The organism is Bradyrhizobium sp. NAS96.2 (assembly GCF_001908235.1).
GTDB lineage: Bacteria > Pseudomonadota > Alphaproteobacteria > Rhizobiales > Xanthobacteraceae > Bradyrhizobium.
On the sequence record NZ_LGHK01000042.1, the window covers coordinates 1 to 19,280 of the forward strand.

The 19,280-nt window shown below is 65.7% G+C and carries 18 protein-coding genes; 7 read left to right on the plus strand and 11 right to left on the minus strand.

Going from position 1 to position 19,280, the window contains the following annotated elements:
• Nucleotides 1-324 precede the first annotated feature (324 nt).
• Together AC628_RS11255 and AC628_RS11260 are read right to left on the minus strand one after the other, a co-directional pair.
• On the minus strand, nt 325-672 hold the full coding sequence (locus AC628_RS11255) for a hypothetical protein (protein WP_074126908.1): 348 nt from the start codon (nt 670-672) through the stop codon (nt 325-327).
• 107 nt (nt 673-779) lie between these two features.
• Entirely contained in the window at nt 780-2,312 is a 1,533-nt protein-coding gene (locus AC628_RS11260; RefSeq protein WP_074126909.1) for an acyl-CoA carboxylase subunit beta, read from the minus strand.
• Between the two features lie 159 nt (nt 2,313-2,471).
• Here AC628_RS11260 and AC628_RS11265 point away from each other — a divergent pair, with 159 nt between their 5' ends.
• Entirely contained in the window at nt 2,472-2,873 is a 402-nt protein-coding gene (locus AC628_RS11265; RefSeq protein WP_074126910.1) for a DUF4260 domain-containing protein, read from the plus strand.
• Here the strand turns inward: AC628_RS11265 and AC628_RS42065 are convergent.
• Complete coding sequence (locus AC628_RS42065; protein ID WP_083632780.1) at nt 2,866-3,666, minus strand: PilZ domain-containing protein; 801 nt, start codon at nt 3,664-3,666, stop codon at nt 2,866-2,868. The genes AC628_RS11265 and AC628_RS42065 overlap by 8 nt on opposite strands.
• Before the next feature lie 377 nt (nt 3,667-4,043).
• On the minus strand, nt 4,044-4,955 hold the full coding sequence (locus AC628_RS11275; protein WP_074126911.1) for a DMT family transporter: 912 nt from the start codon (nt 4,953-4,955) through the stop codon (nt 4,044-4,046).
• 154 nt (nt 4,956-5,109) lie between these two features.
• Between AC628_RS11275 and AC628_RS11280 the strand changes: the two genes are divergently transcribed.
• Nucleotides 5,110-6,465: an aminotransferase-like domain-containing protein gene (locus tag AC628_RS11280; protein ID WP_074126960.1), complete on the plus strand. Its 1,356-nt coding sequence runs from the start codon at nt 5,110-5,112 to the stop codon at nt 6,463-6,465.
• A 101-nt stretch (nt 6,466-6,566) separates the two neighbouring features.
• The gene (locus AC628_RS11285; protein ID WP_074126912.1) at nt 6,567-7,055 is read left to right on the plus strand and encodes a hypothetical protein; all 489 of its coding nucleotides are present in this window, start codon (nt 6,567-6,569) and stop codon (nt 7,053-7,055) included.
• An 80-nt stretch (nt 7,056-7,135) separates the two neighbouring features.
• On the opposite strand, the gene AC628_RS11290 is transcribed toward AC628_RS11285, so the two are convergent.
• From AC628_RS11290 to AC628_RS11310, 5 genes are all read right to left on the minus strand, one after another.
• Nucleotides 7,136-7,792: a carboxymuconolactone decarboxylase family protein gene (locus AC628_RS11290; protein WP_074126913.1), complete on the minus strand. Its 657-nt coding sequence runs from the start codon at nt 7,790-7,792 to the stop codon at nt 7,136-7,138.
• A gap of 83 nt (nt 7,793-7,875) precedes the next feature.
• Nucleotides 7,876-8,688, minus strand: coding sequence for a class D beta-lactamase (blaOXA, locus tag AC628_RS11295; RefSeq protein ID WP_074126914.1), 813 nt, complete (start codon nt 8,686-8,688; stop codon nt 7,876-7,878).
• Nucleotides 8,689-8,776: 88 nt separating this feature from the next.
• The gene (locus AC628_RS11300; protein WP_074126915.1) at nt 8,777-9,040 is read right to left on the minus strand and encodes an EscU/YscU/HrcU family type III secretion system export apparatus switch protein; all 264 of its coding nucleotides are present in this window, start codon (nt 9,038-9,040) and stop codon (nt 8,777-8,779) included.
• Complete coding sequence (fliK, locus tag AC628_RS11305) at nt 9,037-10,617, minus strand: flagellar hook-length control protein FliK (RefSeq protein WP_074126916.1); 1,581 nt, start codon at nt 10,615-10,617, stop codon at nt 9,037-9,039. Before fliK ends, AC628_RS11300 begins: the two co-directional genes overlap by 4 nt.
• 64 nt (nt 10,618-10,681) lie before the next feature.
• Nucleotides 10,682-11,461: an ATP12 family chaperone protein gene (locus tag AC628_RS11310; protein WP_074126917.1), complete on the minus strand. Its 780-nt coding sequence runs from the start codon at nt 11,459-11,461 to the stop codon at nt 10,682-10,684.
• Between the two features lie 69 nt (nt 11,462-11,530).
• On the opposite strand from AC628_RS11310, the gene AC628_RS11315 reads away from it, so the two are divergent.
• From AC628_RS11315 to AC628_RS11330, 4 genes are all read left to right on the plus strand, one after another.
• A complete protein-coding gene (locus AC628_RS11315) occupies nt 11,531-11,986 on the plus strand; it encodes a hypothetical protein (protein WP_074126918.1) in 456 nt (151 codons plus the stop codon).
• 413 nt (nt 11,987-12,399) lie between these two features.
• Nucleotides 12,400-14,139 carry a multicopper oxidase family protein gene (locus tag AC628_RS11320; protein WP_074126919.1) on the plus strand — a complete coding sequence of 580 codons (1,740 nt, stop codon included), beginning with the start codon at nt 12,400-12,402 and terminating at the stop codon, nt 14,137-14,139.
• Nucleotides 14,139-16,316 (plus strand): alkaline phosphatase family protein, encoded by a 2,178-nt coding sequence (locus AC628_RS11325; protein ID WP_074126920.1) that lies wholly within the window; start codon nt 14,139-14,141, stop codon nt 16,314-16,316. Before AC628_RS11320 ends, AC628_RS11325 begins: the two co-directional genes overlap by 1 nt.
• 183 nt (nt 16,317-16,499) lie before the next feature.
• Nucleotides 16,500-17,558, plus strand: coding sequence for an MBL fold metallo-hydrolase (locus AC628_RS11330; RefSeq protein ID WP_074126921.1), 1,059 nt, complete (start codon nt 16,500-16,502; stop codon nt 17,556-17,558).
• A 21-nt stretch (nt 17,559-17,579) separates the two neighbouring features.
• On the opposite strand, the gene AC628_RS11335 is transcribed toward AC628_RS11330, so the two are convergent.
• Together AC628_RS11335 and AC628_RS11340 are read right to left on the minus strand one after the other, a co-directional pair.
• The gene (locus tag AC628_RS11335) at nt 17,580-17,903 is read right to left on the minus strand and encodes a hypothetical protein (RefSeq protein ID WP_074126922.1); all 324 of its coding nucleotides are present in this window, start codon (nt 17,901-17,903) and stop codon (nt 17,580-17,582) included.
• 90 nt (nt 17,904-17,993) lie between these two features.
• Entirely contained in the window at nt 17,994-19,208 is a 1,215-nt protein-coding gene (locus AC628_RS11340) for an amidohydrolase family protein (RefSeq protein ID WP_074126923.1), read from the minus strand.
• Nucleotides 19,209-19,280: the final 72 nt, after the last annotated feature.

Here is a 19,280-nt window from a genome sequence, read left to right on the forward strand (position 1 = left end):
CAAGCCGCCAGGCCCCATCACCTTCAAAACCGGCCTCGAACACTTCCACGCCGTCGCCCAAGGATGGAGCCTCAGAGATGTGTGCATGCCCTAGTGCGAAAGCAGGGACCCATAACCACGGATGCAGCCGAGAAGCCGCGGCGTACTGGATCGCCCGGTCATCGAGCCGGGCGATGACAGCTGTAGGTGCGAATCGAGCTTCGCGTTCTCGCGACATGAATCGTCCGAGCTTTGCTCTTCGTTTCCGCCCGCTTGAAGAGAGGGCAGCAAAAGCCGGGTGCCGATTGACTTGCACGCCCCCAAATCAGCGCGCGGCTGAGCGCCTCACATCAGCTTCAGCGGCGCATCGTGGACCAGGCGCAGATCGATGTTGCCGATCAGCCGCGCGCGGCGCGCCTCGGCGGTGCTGATCGCGGCCTCGGTCTGCCGCAAGGTGCTGACGTTCGATCCGAGCGAGACGATGCCGCCAAGCACCAGCGCAATCGATCCGAGCGCGGCGGTTTCTCCTGAGCCCAACAGGCCGAGCAGCGTGACGAGCAGCAGCATGAACCCGCCGGCGATCGCCACCTTCGATCCGAGAATGATCCGCCGCGACCGTTCGGCGCTCTCGGCAAGCTCCTCGATCTGCGCCTCGATCTCGGAAATCTCGTCGGCCGGCTCGTCTTCGGTCATCGGATTCGAACCTCGAGGGCGGGTTAGGCGGAAGCCGTAACCCGCCGCGGATCGTGCGGAACGAAGATGGTGGGTTACGCTTGCGCTAAACCCACCCTACGACGCTATCACAACGGCAGATTGTCGTGCTTCTTCGCCGGGATCTCGACCTTTTTGTCCTTCAGCATCGCCAGCGCCCGCGCGATCCGCCGCCGCGTCGAATGCGGCATGATGACGTCGTCGATGTAGCCGCGCTCGGCGGCGATGAAGGGCGACAGGAAGCGGTCTTCGTATTCCTTGGTGCGCGCGGCGATCTTGTCGGGGTCGCCGATGTCGGAGCGGAAGATGATCTCCACCGCGCCCTTGGCGCCCATCACGGCGATCTGGGCCGTCGGCCAGGCGTAGTTCATGTCGGCGCCGATTTCCTTCGACGCCATGACGTCGAACGCACCGCCATAGGCCTTGCGGGTGATGATGGTGACGAGCGGCACCGTGCACTGCGAATAGGCGAACAGCAGTTTCGCGCCGTGCTTGATCAGGCCGCCATATTCTTGGCTCGTACCCGGCAGGAAGCCCGGCACGTCGACGAAGGTGACGATCGGGATGTTGAAAGCATCGCAGAAGCGGACGAAGCGCGCGGCCTTGCGTGAAGCATCGCTGTCGAGCACGCCCGCCAGCACCATCGGCTGGTTGGCGACGAAGCCGACGGTGCGGCCGGCGATGCGGCCGAAGCCGGTGACGATGTTCCTGGCGAAGGTCTCCGAGATCTCGAAGAAGTCGCCCTCGTCGACCGCCTTGAGGATCAGCTCCTTCATGTCGTAGGGCTTGTTCGGATTGTCGGGGATCAGCGTGTCGAGCGACATGTCGACCCGGCCGATGTCGTCGAAGCTCGGCCATTCCGGCACACCGTCGGAGTTGTTCGACGGCAGGAAGTCGATCAGCCGGCGCATCTGCAACAGCGCGTCGACGTCGTTCTCGAACGCGCCGTCGGCGATCGAGGAGCGTGTCGCGTGCACCGAGGCGCCGCCGAGCTCCTCCGCCGTCACCACCTCGTTGGTGACGGTCTTCACCACGTCGGGGCCGGTGACGAACATGTAGCTGGTGTTCTTCACCATGAAGATGAAGTCGGTCATCGCGGGCGAATAGACGTCGCCGCCGGCGCAGGGGCCCATGATGACGGAGATCTGCGGGATCACGCCCGAGGCCTGCACGTTGCGCCGGAACACATAGGAATAGCCCGCGAGCGCCGCGACGCCCTCCTGGATGCGCGCGCCGCCGGCGTCATAGAGGCCGATGATCGGCGCCCTCGCCTTCATCGCCATGTCCTGAAGTTTTGTGATTTTCAGCGCATGGGTTTCCGACAGCGAGCCGCCGAAAACCGTAAAGTCCTTGGCAAAGACAAACGTCTTGCGGCCGTTGACGGTGCCCCAGCCGGTGACGACGCCGTCGCCGGGGATCTTGGTCTTTTCCATGCCGAACTCGATCGAGCGGTGCTCGACGAACATGTCGAATTCCTCGAACGAGCCCTTGTCCAGCAAAAGCTCGATCCGCTCGCGGGCGGTCAGCTTGCCGCGGGCGTGCTGCGCCTCGATGCGCTTTTCGCCGCCGCCCAGCTTGGCGCCGGCGCGCCGCTCTTCGAGGGTATCGAGGATGTCTTTCATTTGTTTCCGCCCGTGTTAGCTACAGTCCGCGTCCCGGTGCGAGCCGGGTCCGCTTCGTTCGGAATGGCTTTAGCACGGCCATTTCGGAACCGGAAAGGCGCTTGTGGGCGGTATTGAGCGCCAAAACGGTAGGATTTTCCGATATCTGGGGAGACTGCAATGACCGACATGACGACTGAAGCGACTGGCGCCGCGACCGGCGGGGTGCGCACCCTGCTCCGGCTGGAGGGGCTGGTGCTGTTCGTCGGGATGACCGTGCTCTACTACAAGTGGGAGGGTTCCTGGCTGGTCTATGTCCTGCTGTTCCTGGTGCCGGACTTGAGCTTCGCCGCCTACCTGATCAGCCCGCGTGTCGGCGCCGTCGCCTACAACGCCGCGCACACTTATCTCGCGCCGGTGGCGCTGATGACGCTGGGTTTTGCCGGCGAAGGACCGCTGGTGCTCTCGATCGCGATGATCTGGCTCGCCCATATCGGGATCGACCGCGCGCTCGGCTATGGCCTGAAATATTCAACAGGGTTCGGCTACACCCATCTCGGGCGGATCGGGAAGCTCAGCTGAACGCGACCCCGATCCGGCCCTTCCTGCGCCAGACCACGCGGCAGCGCCGTTCGGTCGCTTCCATCTCCAGCACGAGACGGAAACTGTCGGGGATCTCAGCCGGATTGCTCGCCTCGACCGCAGCTCCGGTCGCGGAGAGGTTGCAGACGATGCAGGTCATGCTGCGCCGGGCAAAGCTGATCCGCGCCGCCCGCGCGACATTGCGCCGGGAGGCCCGGCGCTGGTCGCCGGTGGCAGCTTCGGTCACGACCGCCGAGAAGCCGGAACGGATCCTTCCCTGCAGCCGCACGTCCGCCTGCATGTCGAAATGCTTGACGATGCGAGGCCTGCTCGCGACCGCCGTCAATTGCAGCGATGCGAGCAGATGCTCGACCTTCGCGCCATTGCCGAACGGCAGCAGCAGCCGCTCGCAATCGACCCGCTGATCGTTGGCATCGACGGTGGAAAACACCATGTAGACCGCGCAGCCGCTCGCCGCGCAATCCTTCGCCGGCGTCAGCGTGATGCGCCGGAGCGACATCGGGACCACCTGCTCCATGGTCTTCCCGGCCCAGGCCGAATTGAACGCCTCGGCGACATTCTCGCCCTGATACATCGCGCGAAACTTGCGCAGGCGGCCCTCGCCTTCGACCGCCCATGCGACGAGTTGCCGGGGATCATGGATCGCCGGATCCGGCCTCAGCTCGGCGAAGGCGGGAAATGGCCGGCCGGCGGCCAGTTGATCCCACTGCGCCAACAGTGCACGCTGGCTTGCCGACCTGATCGCGTCAGGCGCAATGAACCTGAAGGTCATCTGCCCCTCTGATGTCGCGTCAGCGCGCAAGGTGGGCGGCTCGGCTTAAGGATCACTGAAACCCGATCCGCATCAATGCGGGGCCGCCCGGCCGGCGCCATGAATTACCACTTGGCATGGTTAGCGCGCGCTTTACACTCGGCCAGGTCACAGGGGGAAAGCTGGGATAGCGGCGAGACGCGCATATTCCCCCGTCCTGAGAGACCGTCATTCCATCCGCCCCGTCATTGCGAGCGAAGCGAAGCAATCCATCGCACGGCAAGTACAGCGATGGATTGCTTCGTCGCTTCAGCGCAAAATTGCTTTGCAATTTTGTCGCGAACTCCTCGCAATGACGAGACGGATAGATTCTCAGCCCCCGGAGGGCCGATGCCCCCTCAGGCAAATCGCCGCGCGAGCACCACGCAGACGACGACCAGCATCGTCGCCGCGATCATCGACCACGGCACGGGCTCGTGCAGCAGCAGCCCGGCCAGCGCGAGGCCGAAGAACGGCTGCAGGAGCTGCAACTGGCCGACGCTGGCGATGCCCCCGAGCGCAAGCCCGCGATACCAGAACACGAAGCCGACCAGCATGCTGAAGATCGAGACATAGGCGAGCCCGAGCCAGGCCGGCGCGCCGATGCCCTGCCAGCTCGGCGGCAGCGTCATGATGGTCATCAGCAGCATCACCGGCGCCGAGAGCACCAGCGCCCAGGAGATCACTTGCCAGCCGCCGAGCCGGCGCGACAGCGCCGCGCCTTCGGCATAGCCGAGGCCGCAGACGACGATGGCGGCGACCATCAGCAAGTCGCCGCTCAGCGAGGCCGATCCGTCATTCGACAACGCAAACCCGGCTACCGTCGCGCCACCGACACAGGAGAACAGCCAGAACTTTGGCTTCGGCCGCTCGCCGCCGCGCAGCACGCCGAACACCGCGGTCGACAGCGGCAGCAGCCCGATGAACACGATCGAATGCGCCGAAGTGATGTGCTGGAGCGCAAGCGCGGTCAGCAGCGGAAAGCCGATCACGACGCCGAGCGCGACGATGGTCAGCGACACCAGGTCGCGCCGCTCCGGCCAGGGCTGCCGCAGCACCACGAGCAGCACGGCGCCGAGCAGCGCCGCGATCGCCGCGCGCGCCGAGGTCAGGAACAGCGGCGAGAACCCGGCGACAGCGACGCGAGTCGCGGGCAGCGAGCCGCTGAAGATGATCACGCCAAGCAGGCCGCTGCCCCAGCCTTCCAGCGACGCGCCGCTGCTCGCCTCGCCCGCCCAGGACTTTCCCGACAACGTCTTCGAATCGCTCATCACGCACCTCGTCTTTCGCGGGCGAAGATAGCGGCGAGGGGCTGGCCAAGGCAGTTACGGATCAGTACAATATCGCCAAACTGTATGGGTAAAGGTAGGCATACACTTGCAGCGACCAGCCAACGTGCCAAAGGCGACCCGGACCACCGACGTGATGAACGCGATCCGCGCCAGGATCGCGAGCCGCGCGCTTGCCGCCGACGACCGCCTGCCCTCGATCCGCAGCTTTGCCGCGACCATGGGCGTCTCGCCCTCGACCGTGGTCGAGGCCTATGACCGGCTCGCCGCGGAGGGCCTGATCCGGGCGCGGCCGGGCTCCGGCTTCTATGTCTCGTCGGCTGCGCTGCCGCCGCTTTCGCTGGCCAAGGACCAGCCGCAGCACGACCGCGCCGTCGATCCGTTCTGGGTGTCGCGGCAATCGCTCGACGCCGCGAGCGGCGCGCTGAAGCCGGGCTGCGGCTGGCTGCCCGCCGACTGGATGCCGACCGAGGCGCTGCGGCGCGCGTTCCGCGGCCTGGCGCGGGCCGAGGACGCCGTGCTCGCCGATTACGGTGCGACGCGCGGCTCGCTGGCCCTGCGCCGCACGCTGATGGCGCGGTTCGCCGACGAGGGCCTCGAAGTATCGCCCGAGCAGGTGCTGCTCACGATGTCCGGCACCCAGGCGATCGACCTGATCTGCCGCTTCCTGCTGCGGCCCGGCGACACGGTGCTGGTCGACGATCCCTGCTATTTCAATTTCCGGGCGCTGCTGCGCGCCCATCAGGTCAAGCTCGTCAGCGTGCCCTACACCCCGTCGGGCCCCGATGTCGCAAGCTTCGAGGCCGTGCTGGAAGCCGAGCGGCCGCGGCTCTACATCACCGTATCCGGGCTGCACAATCCGACCGGGGCGACGATGTCACCGCAGACCGCGCACCGCGTGCTGAATGCCGCCACCGCCTGCGATCTCACCATCGTCGAGGACGACATCTTCGCCGATTTCGAGCCGGAGCCGTCGGCGCGGCTCGCGGCCCTCGACGGGCTCAACCGCGTGATCCGGATCGGCAGCTTCTCCAAGACGCTGTCGGCGTCGCTGCGCTGCGGCTTCATCGCGGCGCGCGCCGACTGGATCGAGCAGCTGGTCGATCTGCAGGTCGCCACCGGATTCGGCGGCCCCTGCGCGGTCGCGGCCGAAATCATCGCCAGCGTCCTGGCGACCGGCTTCTACCGCAAGCATGTCGAGGAGCTGCGCCGGCGGCTCGTGCGCGCCCGCCGCGACGTCGGCGAGAAGCTGCAGCGCATCGGCATCCAGCCGTGGCTGATGCCGCGCGGCGGCTTCCAGCTCTGGTGCCGCCTGCCCGACGGCTGCGATTCCGCCGACGTGGCGCGCGCCGCGCTCGCCGACAACATCGTGCTGGCGCCGGGCAACGTGTTCAGCACCACGCAATCGGCCACCGGCTTCATGCGCTTCAACGTCGCGCAGTGCAGCGACCCGAAACTGATGCCGGTGTTGCAGCGGGCGATCGGGCGCTGATCTTCGGTCGACCCGGAACCGGCCTTGCGCGCGACGGCGCGCGGTAAGAACTTTCGGAACCCTGCCGCGTTATGAGGCATCAACCGGTAGAGGAGCCCAGGATGTCTCGATCAAACATCGCGAAGACCAGCCTCGTGCTGCTGTCGCTCGGCGCGCTCGCATCGCCCTTGCAGGCCGCGCCCGCCTCGCCCCTGCTCGCCATGGCGGGTTCGTGGTCCGGCGGAGGCACGCTCACGACATCGGACGGCATGCAGGAGCAACTGCGCTGCCGCGCCAAATACGACGTCGACGGCACCGGCGCCGAACTTCGCCTGTCGCTCAAATGCGCCAGCGCGAGTTACAATTTCGACCTCACCAGTGACGTCGCATATCGCGGTGGCGCCATCTCCGGTGCATGGACCGAGGCGAGCCGCAATGCGTCCGGAACGATCTCGGGGCGCGCGAGCGGCGATCGCGTTGAAGCCGCCGCGCGCGGCGACAATTTCTCTGCCGACCTCTCGCTCACCACGCGTGGCGGCAAGCAATCCGTGTCGATCCGTCCGCAGCAGAGCAACGTGACGGCGGTTTCGCTCACGCTCGCGCGGCACTAGCGCGTGATGAGATCAGGTCGAGCGGCGCTGCGCTGCGTCGCCCCGCTCTTACGGGGCGAGGTGAAGCGAAGTCCGCGTCGCTATTTCTCGCCAATCTTGAACGGCTCTTCCTTGCCCGGCGGCACGGTCTCCTCCGCCATCGCCAGGATCATCGCCACCATCACGTAATTGCCGGCGAGCGCGGTGAGATCGACGATCTGCTGATCGTTGAAGATCGTCTTAGCCCGCGCATAGGTCGCGTCGGAAACCTTCTTGGTCGTGGTCAGCTCGGTGACGAAGTCGTACACCACAGCCTCGTCGTCGGCCATTTTCGACGGACGGTTGCCGGCCTTCAGCTCGGCGATCACGTCGGCCGACAGTCCGGCCTTGGCCGCGAGCGGCGCATGCGCGAACCATTCGACCTGCGAGCGCCACTGCCGGCCGATGATCAGGATCGCGAACTCGTTCAGCCTGATCGGCACCGAGGTCTGCCAGCGCAGATAATAGAACAGATCATAGAGCCGCTGGCCGAGCACCGGGCTCCGGATGATCGGATTGTAGGGCCCGCCGATGCCGACGCTCGACACTTTCATGATCTGCTCGCCGAGCGGCTTCTGCAGGTCGTTGAGCTGATCCATCGTGAGCTGCGGGAAGCGCGGCTCCTTGCTGGTGACGGGCGCGGAGAACATCGTGGCCGCGAGCCAGCCGCCGGCCGCGGCCAGCGTGAGCGACGAGAGCCAGACTGTTGCCGAATGCATGATTCCTCCGGTTTTGCTTTTGTCGGAGGATGCTAGTCGAGCCGCGAGGTGACGACCAGCCGCGCTGTGCGTAGATCAGCCCGTCACAGCGCGACGATATCGGTCAGGCATTGCTGCGTGACGCTCATCCGCGCGTCGATCTGCGCTTGCGTCTTGCAGTCCATGTTCATCGCGAACACGGTGATGTCGCTGCCCTTCTCGGACCAACCGACCAGCCAGCCGAGCGAGCCGTGCTCCTTGTCGGTGAGGCCGGTCTTGGCGCGGATGACGGCGTCGCCGACCTTCGTCACCGGGAGAATGTCGCGCACCAGCTGCTGGCTGCGCTTGCCGACCGGCAGCACGCCGCGGCGCAGCCGATCGAGGAAATCGATCTGCTGCACCGGATCGATCCGCAGGTTTCCCTTGACCCAGAACTGGTCGATGCCGCCGCCGATGTCGCGATTGCCGTAGTCGATCGTATCGAGATATTTCTTCATCCGCTCCTCGCCGATGCGGCGGGCGATCTCCTGGAACACCGGAAAGGCCGACACCGCGATCGCCGAGCGCAGCGTGTGATCCTTGTTCCAGGCCTCGATGCTGCGGGTGACGCCGTCCCACTTGAACACGTCCTTGTCGGGATCCTGCGCCACACCGGTGTCGAGCGCGATCAGCGCGTTCGGGATCTTGAAGGTCGAAGCCGGCAGCCTGCCTTCGCCCGAACGGACCTTGTCGCTCGCGATGATCAGATAGTCGTCGATCTTGTAGCCGACGAAGGTGCCTTCGGTGCCGAGATCGAAGAACCGCTTTTGCAGGTCCTCGCGAAACTCGCTGCGCTGGTAGGACACGTTGGCGAAGCTGCGCGACGGGAGAATCGTGGCGGCAGCAAGCAGACCGAGCGCATGGCGGCGATGGATCACGAGGAGACCTGAACTGTTTCGGGTTGACCACGATGGTGGATGCCATCGTGGTGAAAGGATGGCAACAGGCACTGTCGATTGAAAGCGCTCAGCGCGCCCGCCCCGACATCCGCAGCACGAACACCAAGACCTCGGCGACGGCCTTGTAGAGCTCGGCCGGGATCTCGTCGCCGAGCTCGACATTGGAGAGCGCGCCGGCCAAAACCTCGTTCTCTTCGATCGGGATGTCGTTGGCTTTGGCGACCTCGATGATCTTGGCGCCGATCGCGCCCTTGCCTTTTGCCACCACGCGCGGCGCGCCGGCGTGATCGTAGTGCAGCGCGACCGCGAGCTGGTTGTGCGTCTCGCTCATGATGCGCGGTCCAGGAAATGGCCGGCGCGCGGCGTCGCCGGTTGCGGCGGGCTACCGTCGCGGATCTCGATATCGCCGGGCGTAAGCTCGGCCCTGCTCAGCGCCAGGCTCAGCTCGGACGCGCCGGCGCGCAATTGCGCGGCGGTCGAGGGGCGCTCCGCCCACATCCGCACCGAGGTGCGCTCGCCGTTCAGCGAGACCAGCGCGTGCACCGGTCCGGCCGGCTCGACGTCGAGCGTGAAGCGCGCCCGCCACACCCGCTTGACGGCTTCGACCTCGTTGCCGCCGCCGTGGCGGGAAATCTCGAACTGCGCCATCGCCGTGCCCTGCTGGGTCAGGAACGGGATCTCGAAATTCCAGCGCGGCACCATCGCGTCGAGCTGCGGACGCGCAGCATCGCCGTGGCCCGGCAGCGAAGCGACCTGCAGCAGCGTCTGCCGCGCCAGCGCCGCGTCGGTGTTTTCCAGCAGGCGATGCGCGGTGGTTGCGAGCGGCGCGCCTGGCGCGATCGAGGCCTCGGCGACGGCCTGAGCCGACGGCAGCGCGCCGTGAAACGGCGGTGGAGGCATGCTGCCACGCGCGGGTACATCGCCGGGCAGCATCTCCCGCGGCACGGCGCCCTGCCGTGCCGGGTTGCCGAGCTCATGCAGCGCTTCCTGAATGAGGTTGAGCGCGCCACCCGCGGACGGCCCGGCATCGAGCGCATCTGCGAGCGCGCCGGCGAGCCCTGTGGCACCGCGGGTGAGATCCTCGGCAACCGGCACCCGCGCCTGCGGCAACAGGATTTCCTGAACCTCGAGGTCCGGTGCGCCAGATGGCACAAGGCTCGGCGACGTGCCAGCGCTGGCGAGTGCCGGTTGCTGCAGCGGCGTGGGCGCAGGTCTCGCGGCGTCACCCGCGCCGAGCGAGGTCAGCGCCTGGCGCAGCACGATCAGCGCGGCCTTCAGGTCGGGCGCACTGCCGCTCGCCGGCGCGACACCCGACGCGAGCGTCGCCTCCAACAGCAGGCCGGACTTCTGGAAGCCGGCCTTCACGGCATCTCCGCTCAAATTCTCGTCGAGACCGGTCTGCTGCGCCAGCACCTGCGCGATCGCGGCCTGCAGCTTTGGCGGCAGATTGGCTGACGCGACCGCGGTGAGATTGGCAAACAGCGGAGCCTGGCTGCCCTGCACCGCCGCCGCATGCTGGGCGGTGGCGGTGATGGTGATGCGCTCGAGCGGCGTCAGGGCAGCCTTCGGCGCCGTGGCGACGGGTTGCGGCGCGGCAGTGGCGTTGGCCGCGCCCGGCGACAGTTGCACCGCATCGCCGGTGTCCGCGCCCGATCCAACCAGTTGCAGACGGATGCCGTCATTGCTGTGCGACACCGCAAGCTGCAGGTTCTGGCCCTGCTGCAGCGGCACCTCGGTCTGCACATCGATCGACAGGCTCGCAATCGCGATCCGCACCAGATCGGCGGAGAGCACCTTCAGGACCTGCGCCTTGATGACGCTGCCCGCCTCGAGCGTGAGGTCCGGCGCAACGCTGTCCGCCTCCTTCGAGGCGAGCACCGGCAGCACGGGATTGACGGCGATAGCCATGTCGGAGATCTCGGCCAGGCACGAGGGATGTGCCGCAGGCTAGCCCGGCGCCGTAAAGGTCTCGTTAACCCGGCCTGAATTCCCTGAGGACGCCGGCGGCGGCCTTGAAATCGACCTGGCGGGCGGCGCGGCGCGCCGCGACCTCCTCGTCGACGCCCCATTTCTCGATATTCCAGTCCTCGTCGACATGGGCGGCGGCCCAGACCTGATCCTCGTCACGGACACCATGCGCCAAAGCCAGCGCCAGCAGCGCCGAACCGGTCAGCGTCGTCACCACATGGAGCGCGGCGACCGGCCAGGGATCAGTCGGGAACGCGGCGCGCGCTGCCTTGATCGCAGGCTCGGGCTGGCCGACATGCATGACCCCCTCGGCCATCACGAAATGGGCGCCGAGCGTATCAGCGGCCCAGAACAGGATCGGGTCCCAATGCTCGGCCTCGCGCGCCACCAGCGTCTCGGGATGGCCGGCGCGGTAGAACAGCAGATCGCTGCCGAGGAATTTGGCTGCGTCGTCGGCGACCTCGTCGACGCGATCGATCACCCCCTCGACCACGCTGTTGGCGAGGCGCGTCAGCGGCATGGTCACGGGATCGATGGTCTCGCCCTGCGCATTCCATTCGGCGGCAACCGCATTCGCAATGGCGCGGGTCGGCACCACGATCGGCTTGCCGGACGGCGAGCGGATCTGCTTGCCATCGAGCGTGATCGAAAATCCGCCGTCGACATCGGTGACGGCGGCGCTGGTGTAGAAGCGCTTGCGCTTGGGCATGCGGATGTGGCGCCGCACCGCCTCCTGCGGATCGAGCGGAGCTTGTTCAGGGATATCGTCGAAGAGTTCGCGCATCGCGCCAGCCGGCTTTCGTTTCCAGGGATTTCCTGCAAGATATGTCAGCGGCAGAGGCAAATAAAGCTGATGGGACGCGGCAAATTCCTCGCGGGTGTCTCGCTCGTTGCGGCGGTTTTCGGGGCTGGTCCCGCCGACGCCGGGTTCCGCACGCCGGAATCGCTGATCCGCAACGTCTACGCCTTCTATGGACAAGGCAGCCCCGCGTTTTCCAATGGCCTGCCGCGCGACGAGGAAACCGCCCGGCAATTCTTCGACCCCAGCCTGCGCGGCGCCTGGACCGCCCTGCACGATGCGCCGTACGATTTTTTGGTGCAGAGCCCGACCTGGCGGATCGGCCCGATCTCGATCGCAACGCCGCGCCGCCAGTTCGACAAGACCGATGTGACTGTGGCCTTCGACAATGAGGGCCGCGCGGTCACGCTCGACTTCATCGTCGTCAACGGACCCGACGGCTGGGTGATCGCGGATGTCGAGAGCCCGCACGATTCATTGCGGATGTTTCTGACGCAGTTCAGGCGCTAAACTCACTTGTCGGCACCACGGAAGATGACGGGATCGGCGACACCGAAAAAATATCTGACGATTGGCTGCGCGTCTTGGTATCTCCGCAATTCAGTCGGCGAATGGGTCATCCGATTGATCGCTCAGCAGGTTTGAGGATCGCGCACACCGCTGCGTCGAAGTGCCGCAAATTTCTGTCATCTGTGCGTTAAAAACCTGCCAGATTTCGGCAACAACGCGCGGCTAGCGTCCCGATACCAAACAGAAGCATTTGTCGACCGTTGCGGTCGCAAGACGTGGACTGACGTCACGCGTGGCGCCGGTCGCGCGCTTGCGCGCGCGTGGCGGCGTATAAGCGGGGCGGCGTGGCACGACGACTTTCGACCGTTTGTTGTGTCATTGCCGCGGCTTGCCTCGGGCTTGCTGCGAGCGGCATGACGACCTGGCTCGCCGCAGCAAGCGTGCAGGATGCGCCGCGAACGCAGCAGGACGTTTGTGCCCGGCCGGATCCCGGAAGTGCGATCGCCGAACCCGCTGAATTGCGCAGCCGCGACGGCGTGCTTGAAACCGACCTCACCATCCACGACGAGAAGATGCCGGATGGAACGAGCCGCTATTGCTACCTGACACCGGACGGTAAGCCGTCGCCGACCCTGCGGCTGAAGCCGGGCGATCAGCTGGTGATTCATTTCAAGAACGACCTCGTCGATCTCGATACGGCAACGCCCGCGATCGACCGTCCGCTCGCCGGCGCGCCGATCTGCACGACGCGGAAGCAAGCCGACATCTGCGAGAGCGGTGCGATGACGCCGATCTCGACCAATCTGCACTTCCACGGGCTGACCGTGCCGCCGGTCTGCCATCAGGATGATGTGCTGAAAACATCGGTCCAGCCCGACGATGCGCCGTTCGACTATCGTCTGCGCATTCCCGACGACGCGGCGCCCGGCCTCTATTGGTACCACCCGCATCTGCACGGCTTCAGCAAGACGCAGGTGCTCGGCGGCGCCTCCGGCGCCATCATCATCGAAGGCATCGAGCGCGCCGATCCACAGCTCGCCGGCCTGCCCGAGCGCGTGCTCGTGATCCGCGACCAGGATCTCGTCAATCCCGATGCACCGCCGTCGAAATTCGAGCCGGTCATGACCAAGAGCCAGCTCGACAATGACGGCGACGTCGCCAATTCCGGCACCGGCTTCGGCAAGCCGTCGAAGGACCTTTCCGTCAACTTCGTGCCGGTGCCCTATCCGAACTATCCGCCGGCAAGGCTGACGATGAAGCCGGGCGAGCGCCAGCTCTGGCGCGTGCTGAACGCATCCGCGATCACCTATCTCAACCTCGCGCTGCTGGTCGGCCGCGCGCCGCAGCAGATCGGCATCGTCGGGCTCGACGGCGTGCCATTGCAGTTTCAGAGCAGTCCGTCGCCGTCGGTGCAATGGGTCAACCATATCGGCCTGCCGCCGGGCTCGCGCGCCGAGTTCATCGTCGAAGGACCGCCCGCCGGCGCATCAGCCTTGCTGGTGACGCGCGCGGTCGACACCGGCCCTGCCGGCGAAAACGACCCCAACCGCGCGCTGCTCGCCGTCACGGCCTCGGCCAACGCCGGCGAGCCGCAGGCGGCCCTGCCCGCTCACGCCGAGCCGCTGCCGCGACCTGAGCGGCCGTGGGTCGGCAACGTCGCACCGGTGCGCGTCAGAAAACTGTTCTTCTCCGAGCAGCCGGAGAATCCGAACGATCCGAACAGCCCGACCAAGTTCTTCATGACCCTCGACGGCGAGACGCCGAAGCCGTTCGATCCGCATTCGGATGTTCCCGACATCACCGTGCGGCAGGGCGACGTCGAGGACTGGATCATCGAGAACCGCTCGATGGAGCTGCATGATTTCCACATCCATCAGCTTCACTTCCAGCTGCTCGACTGGTCCGGCATCGCGGTCAACGAGCCGTTCCTGCGCGATACCGTCAACGTGCCCTACTACAACACCCGGATGCTGAAATATCCGAGCGTGCGCCTGCGCATGGATTTCCGCGATCTCAATATCGTCGGCACCTTCGTCTACCACTGCCACGTCCTCGAGCATGAGGACGGCGGCATGATGGGGCGGATCAAGGTCGTGCCGCGAGACACTGCAAGTTCCACCAAGCCGCTCAACCAGCAAAAAGGAGAGCTTTAATGCGCGACAAGCGGAAGTCACGTTGGCTGCAGAGTTGCCGCCTCACCCTCAGCGCACTGGCGCTGGGCCAGTTCACCGCCGGCCCCGTCCTTGCGCAGGACTGGGATCACCACGGTGGACACGAGACCCGTTCGCCGATCAAGCACGTGATCGTCATCATCGGCGAGAACCGCAGCTTCGACCACGTGTTCGCGACTTACGTGCCCGAGCGACGCGGCGAGAGCGTGTTCAACCTGCTCTCGCAGGGCATCGTCAAGCTCGACGGCAACAAGAATGCGATCCCCGGGCCGAACTTCGAAAAGGCGCATCAGCACGCGGCCATGGATAACGGCCCGAACGATGCGTTCCTGCTGAGCCCGCCGAAGCAGAACTTCCCGAAGGATCAATTGCCGGCTCCGCTGGTCGGAGGTCCCAAGGTCTCCTACATCCCGAACAAGTGCGGCAGCTCGCCGATCACCACCTGCGAGGCCTCGCTGGTGCTGGCGCAGCAGTCGGAATCCGGCCTGCCGTCCGAATACTACCAGTTCCTGCTTTCCGGTGGCACCGGTCAGACCTCGCAGACCCCCGATCAGCGCATCACCAATGTCAGCGCGCTGCCGGCCGGTCCGTTCCAGCTCACCAACAGCGATGCGATGCCCTACGACTCCTATTCGGCAAGCCCGGTGCATCGCTTCTACCAAATGTGGCAGCAGCTGAACTGCAACCACTCGGCGGCCAGCCGCGACAATCCGTCGGGCTGCGGTGCCAATCTGTTCGCCTGGGTCGAAGTAACCGTCGGCGCCGGCGCCAACGGCGCGGCGCAGCCCTCGAACTTCTCCACCGACTATTCGCCGACGGCGACGACCACGGGTGAAGGCTCGACGGCGCTCGGCTTCTACAACGTGCAGAAGGGCGACGTGCCCTACTTCACCTCGCTGGCGCAGAAATATGCGATGAGCGACAACTTCCACCAGTCGGTCAACGGCGGCACCGGTGCCAACCACATCATGTTCGGCCATGCCGACATGCTCTACTTCAGCGACACCTACGGCAACGCCGCCGTCCCGCCGAACGGCACGCAGGTGTTCGGCGGCACGCCCGACGCCGGCATCGTCCATGAGATCGAGAATCCGAACCCGGCTGCTGGCACCAACAACTGGTACACCGAGGACGGCTACGGCGCCGGCGGCAATGGCGGCTTCGCGCCGCCCTTCCAGACCAGCCCGGTGTCCGGCGGCGGCTCCTACAGCGACTGCTCGGATCCGAGCCAGCCCGGCGTCAAGCCGATCCTGGACTATCTGAAGAACATCCGGATCAACGCGAATTGCGAGCCGGGCCACTATTATCTGTTGAACAACTACAACCCGGGTTACTTCGGCAACGGCAAGAACGCCTACACCGACACCAATCCGTCCAACACGCCGTTCACGATCCCGCCGTCGACCCGCAAGAGCATCGGCGACAGCCTGAACGAGCGGAACATCTCCTGGAAGTATTACGGCGACCAGTGGAACAACTACGTCAACGATCCCTATCAGCTCAACTGGGGCGTAGCCGGTCCGACCGCCGACGAGTACTGCAACATCTGCAATCCGTTCCAGTACGACACCTCGATCATGTCGCACCCGGAGCAGGTCGCAGCCCATATCAAGGACTCGGTTGATCTGTACTCCGACCTCTCCAAGCACTCGCTGCCGGCGGTCTCCATCGTCAAGCCGAGCGGCTTCACCGACGGTCACCCGTCGTCGTCCAAGCTCAATCTGTTCGAAGGCTTCGCGAAGAAGGTCGTCGACCAGGTCCAGGCCTCGGACTACGCCAAGGATACCGCGATCTTCATCACGTTCGACGAAGGTGGCGGCTACTTCGACTCCGGCTACGTGCAGCCGCTCGACTATTTCGGCGACGGCACGCGTATTCCGATGATCGTGGTGTCGCCGTACGCGCGGCAAGGCCACATCTCGCATGAATATGCCGATCACGTCTCGATCATCAAATTCATCGAGCGGAACTGGCGCCTGGAGCCGATCACCCATCGCAGCCGCGACAACTTCCCGAACCCGGTTGCGGCGCCCGGCAATCCCTATGTTCCGGTCAACAGCCCGGCGCTCAGCGACATGTTCGACTTCTTCGACTTCGACGGCGGCGGCCATCACCACCATGGTGACGGCGACGACCAGGGTGGCAACTGGAATAACTGACCACCGCTTTTGACGACACACAATCCGCCGGCCCGAAAGGCCGGCGGATTTCGTTTGTGCGAGCGTCAGAACGGCGCGGATCGCATGATCACAAGGTCTCGATGCGGTGTGGCCGAGCGCTTGTGATACGGCGCGAACTTCGGCAGTCTCTTCGATCATCGGAACGACACCGGAGCCGATAGCATGCGGCGCTTCTTGCTTCCGACGGCCTTGCTGATCGCCATCTGGCAGCTGCTGCCGCTTCCCGTCCAAGCCGCGCCTTGCATGCTCGTTACCTTGACCGGCACGATGAGCGGGCCGGCCCTCATCAATGGCGTCGCCGGCGCCGGCACCCTTGTGCGCTTTGGCGACGACAGCGCCGGCTGCGGCACGACGAAGCTGCAGTTCGACGCCGGCCGCGGCACCGTGTTGCGGCTGTCGCAGCTGAACGTCGATCCCGGTCAGCTCGATGCCGTGTTCTTCACCCATATGCATTCGGACCACACCGAGGGCTTCGTCGACCTCCTGCTCGCGCGCTGGAACTGGAGCTCCAGCGGGGCCAAGGTCGATGTCGTGTGCAGCAGCGATGTGTCTTCGCCCCTCGGCTTCACCATGAGCTGCGGCAAGTTCGTGACGCATATCGGTGACGCCTTCGTTCAATCCGGCGAGGTCGCGCAACGGGTTTCGGAGGACAAGAGACGATTGGCGGGCGGACCTGCCGAGCTCGCGCACCTCATCACGTTCGAGCCGGGCGACGAGCCGCAGGTGGTTTGGACGAAGGGCGACGTCAAGGTGAGCGCGATCCGCTCCACCCACGTCGCCGGTCACGCCTCGTTTCGCGTCGACACGCCGGCCGGCAGCGTCGTGATCGGCGGCGACGCCAGCAACGACAGCCCCGCGCCACCGCGCCCGACCTCGACATCAGCGCAAGTCGAAAGGCTGGCGCAAGGCGCCGAGGTGATCGTGCACTCGACCATACATCCGATCATGGGTCCGGACCGCGACAGCGGCATGCCGCCTCCAGTTTACTATCGCCAGAGCCTGACATCAGACCTTGGCGCCATGGCGAAACGCACCGGCGCCAAATACCTGATGCTGACCCATCTGGCGCCGCAGGTCGGGGCGACGCATCACGGACCCTACAAGGTGCCCGGTGGTGCGCTGACCGAAGCGGACTACCGCGCCGCGGCCGAGGCAGGCGGCTTCACGGGGACGACGATCGTCGGCTCCGACCTCACGACGTTGCGCCTTCCCGCCCAATAGCGCGGCCGGGATCTTGACGCGTCAGTCACGCGTATTGGCGCAGGATCGCGAATAGGCGGCGCGATCACTCTGGTTCAGGCCGCTGGCTGCGCCCTCGTCCAGGCACCGGCTGACACGGTCGCCGAACGAGCTGCGCGCAGGAGCACGCAGGTTCGGCTGCGTGATCGCGTCCATCTTGGGGATCGGCGGCACCTCGATTTTGGGCGGCGGAGGTGGCGGTGGCGGCGGCGGCAGAGTTGGATTGTAGATCGAACCACCGGGCCCGAGGATTTGCCTTTGCGCAAAGGCGCTCGGCGCGCCGATGACCCAAAGCAAGGTGCAGGCAACAATCAAGGCTCGTTTCATGGCCTATATCTCGTGACGGCGCGGCACTGGTTCAAGTGATTGCCAGATGCGTCAACGCCGCCCTTGATATGCGTGTTCCCCGGCCAGCGTTCACGGCTTCTGATAGATCACGTGACCTGCGCGGATGGTGGTGCTCACTTTCGCGAGATTGGCGACATCGCTGAGCGGATCGCCGTCGAGCACCACGAGATCGGCGTCGAAGCCCTGCTCGACCTTGCCTTTCTTCGCGGCCTTGAAGTACCGCGCCGGATTGGTCGTCAGCGAAGCCAGCACCTGGCGCTCCGACAATGCGCGGTGCATCAGCTGATATTCCTGCGTGGTGTCGTACAGCTTGGTGAAGCCGACATCGGTGCCGAACAGCACCGGCCCGCCATTCTCCGAAAACTGCTTGAGCTGGTTGACGGTCGCGGCCAGCAGTCGGTTTGTCACGGCCGGATCCAGGACAACGGTCGTGAACAGCGACAGCGTCGGGATCAGTGCAATGCCCTGCGCCTTGAACCGCGCCAGCTGCTCCGGCGCATAGCCGCCTTCGCTCGGATCGGTGTGCGCCATGATATCGACGCCGGCCGTGATCACCGTCTCGACGCCGGTCTTGTTCTGCGGATGGGCAAACACCGGCTTTCCCTGCGCATGCGCCACGTCGACCGCGGCCCTGGCGATCGCCGGGTCCATGTTCACGACCGGCTTGTTGCCCTTGAAGACACCGGTGAACAACTTCACGCCATCGAGATTGAGGTCCATGTAGCTGCGCGCCAGTTGCGTCGCCTCGTCCGGCGTGGACGCCTCGGGCAGCTGCATGTCAGCGGGCAGATAGGCCGGATGGCCGTCCTTCGGAAAGACGCTGCCGGCGAGGAAGATGTTGGGGCCGGCGACCTCGCCCGCGGCAATGCGCTTGCGCAGCGGCAAGATGTTCCGCGGATCGGAGCCGAGGTCCCACACCGTCGTGAAGCCCCACCGCGTCAGCATCTCCTGCATATGTTGCGTCAGCGGCGCGGCCGGCGTCTCGCCGGCGTTGTGCCAGACACGCTCCGTGAAATGCACATGGCTGTTCCAGAACCCGGCAACCACGGTCTTGCCGCTGCAATCGATGACGCGCGCCTCCGCGGGCACCTTGACGTCGCCGGACTTGCCGACCGCGCTGATGACGCCGTCTGAGATCACGATCGCCGCATCCGGCAGCGCAACTGCATCGGCCGATGCGTAGAGCGTGCCGCCGCGGAGCACCATGGTCTCGGCATGCGCCGCCACCGAGGCAACCGCTGAGCCGATGAGAAAGAGCGCGACGCGTAGCCAGGTCCCGGTCATGGACAGCCTCTTTGATGATGGCATGCCGGCAATCGCCGGCGCGCGGCAACATAGAGGCTGTGCGCGGCGCGG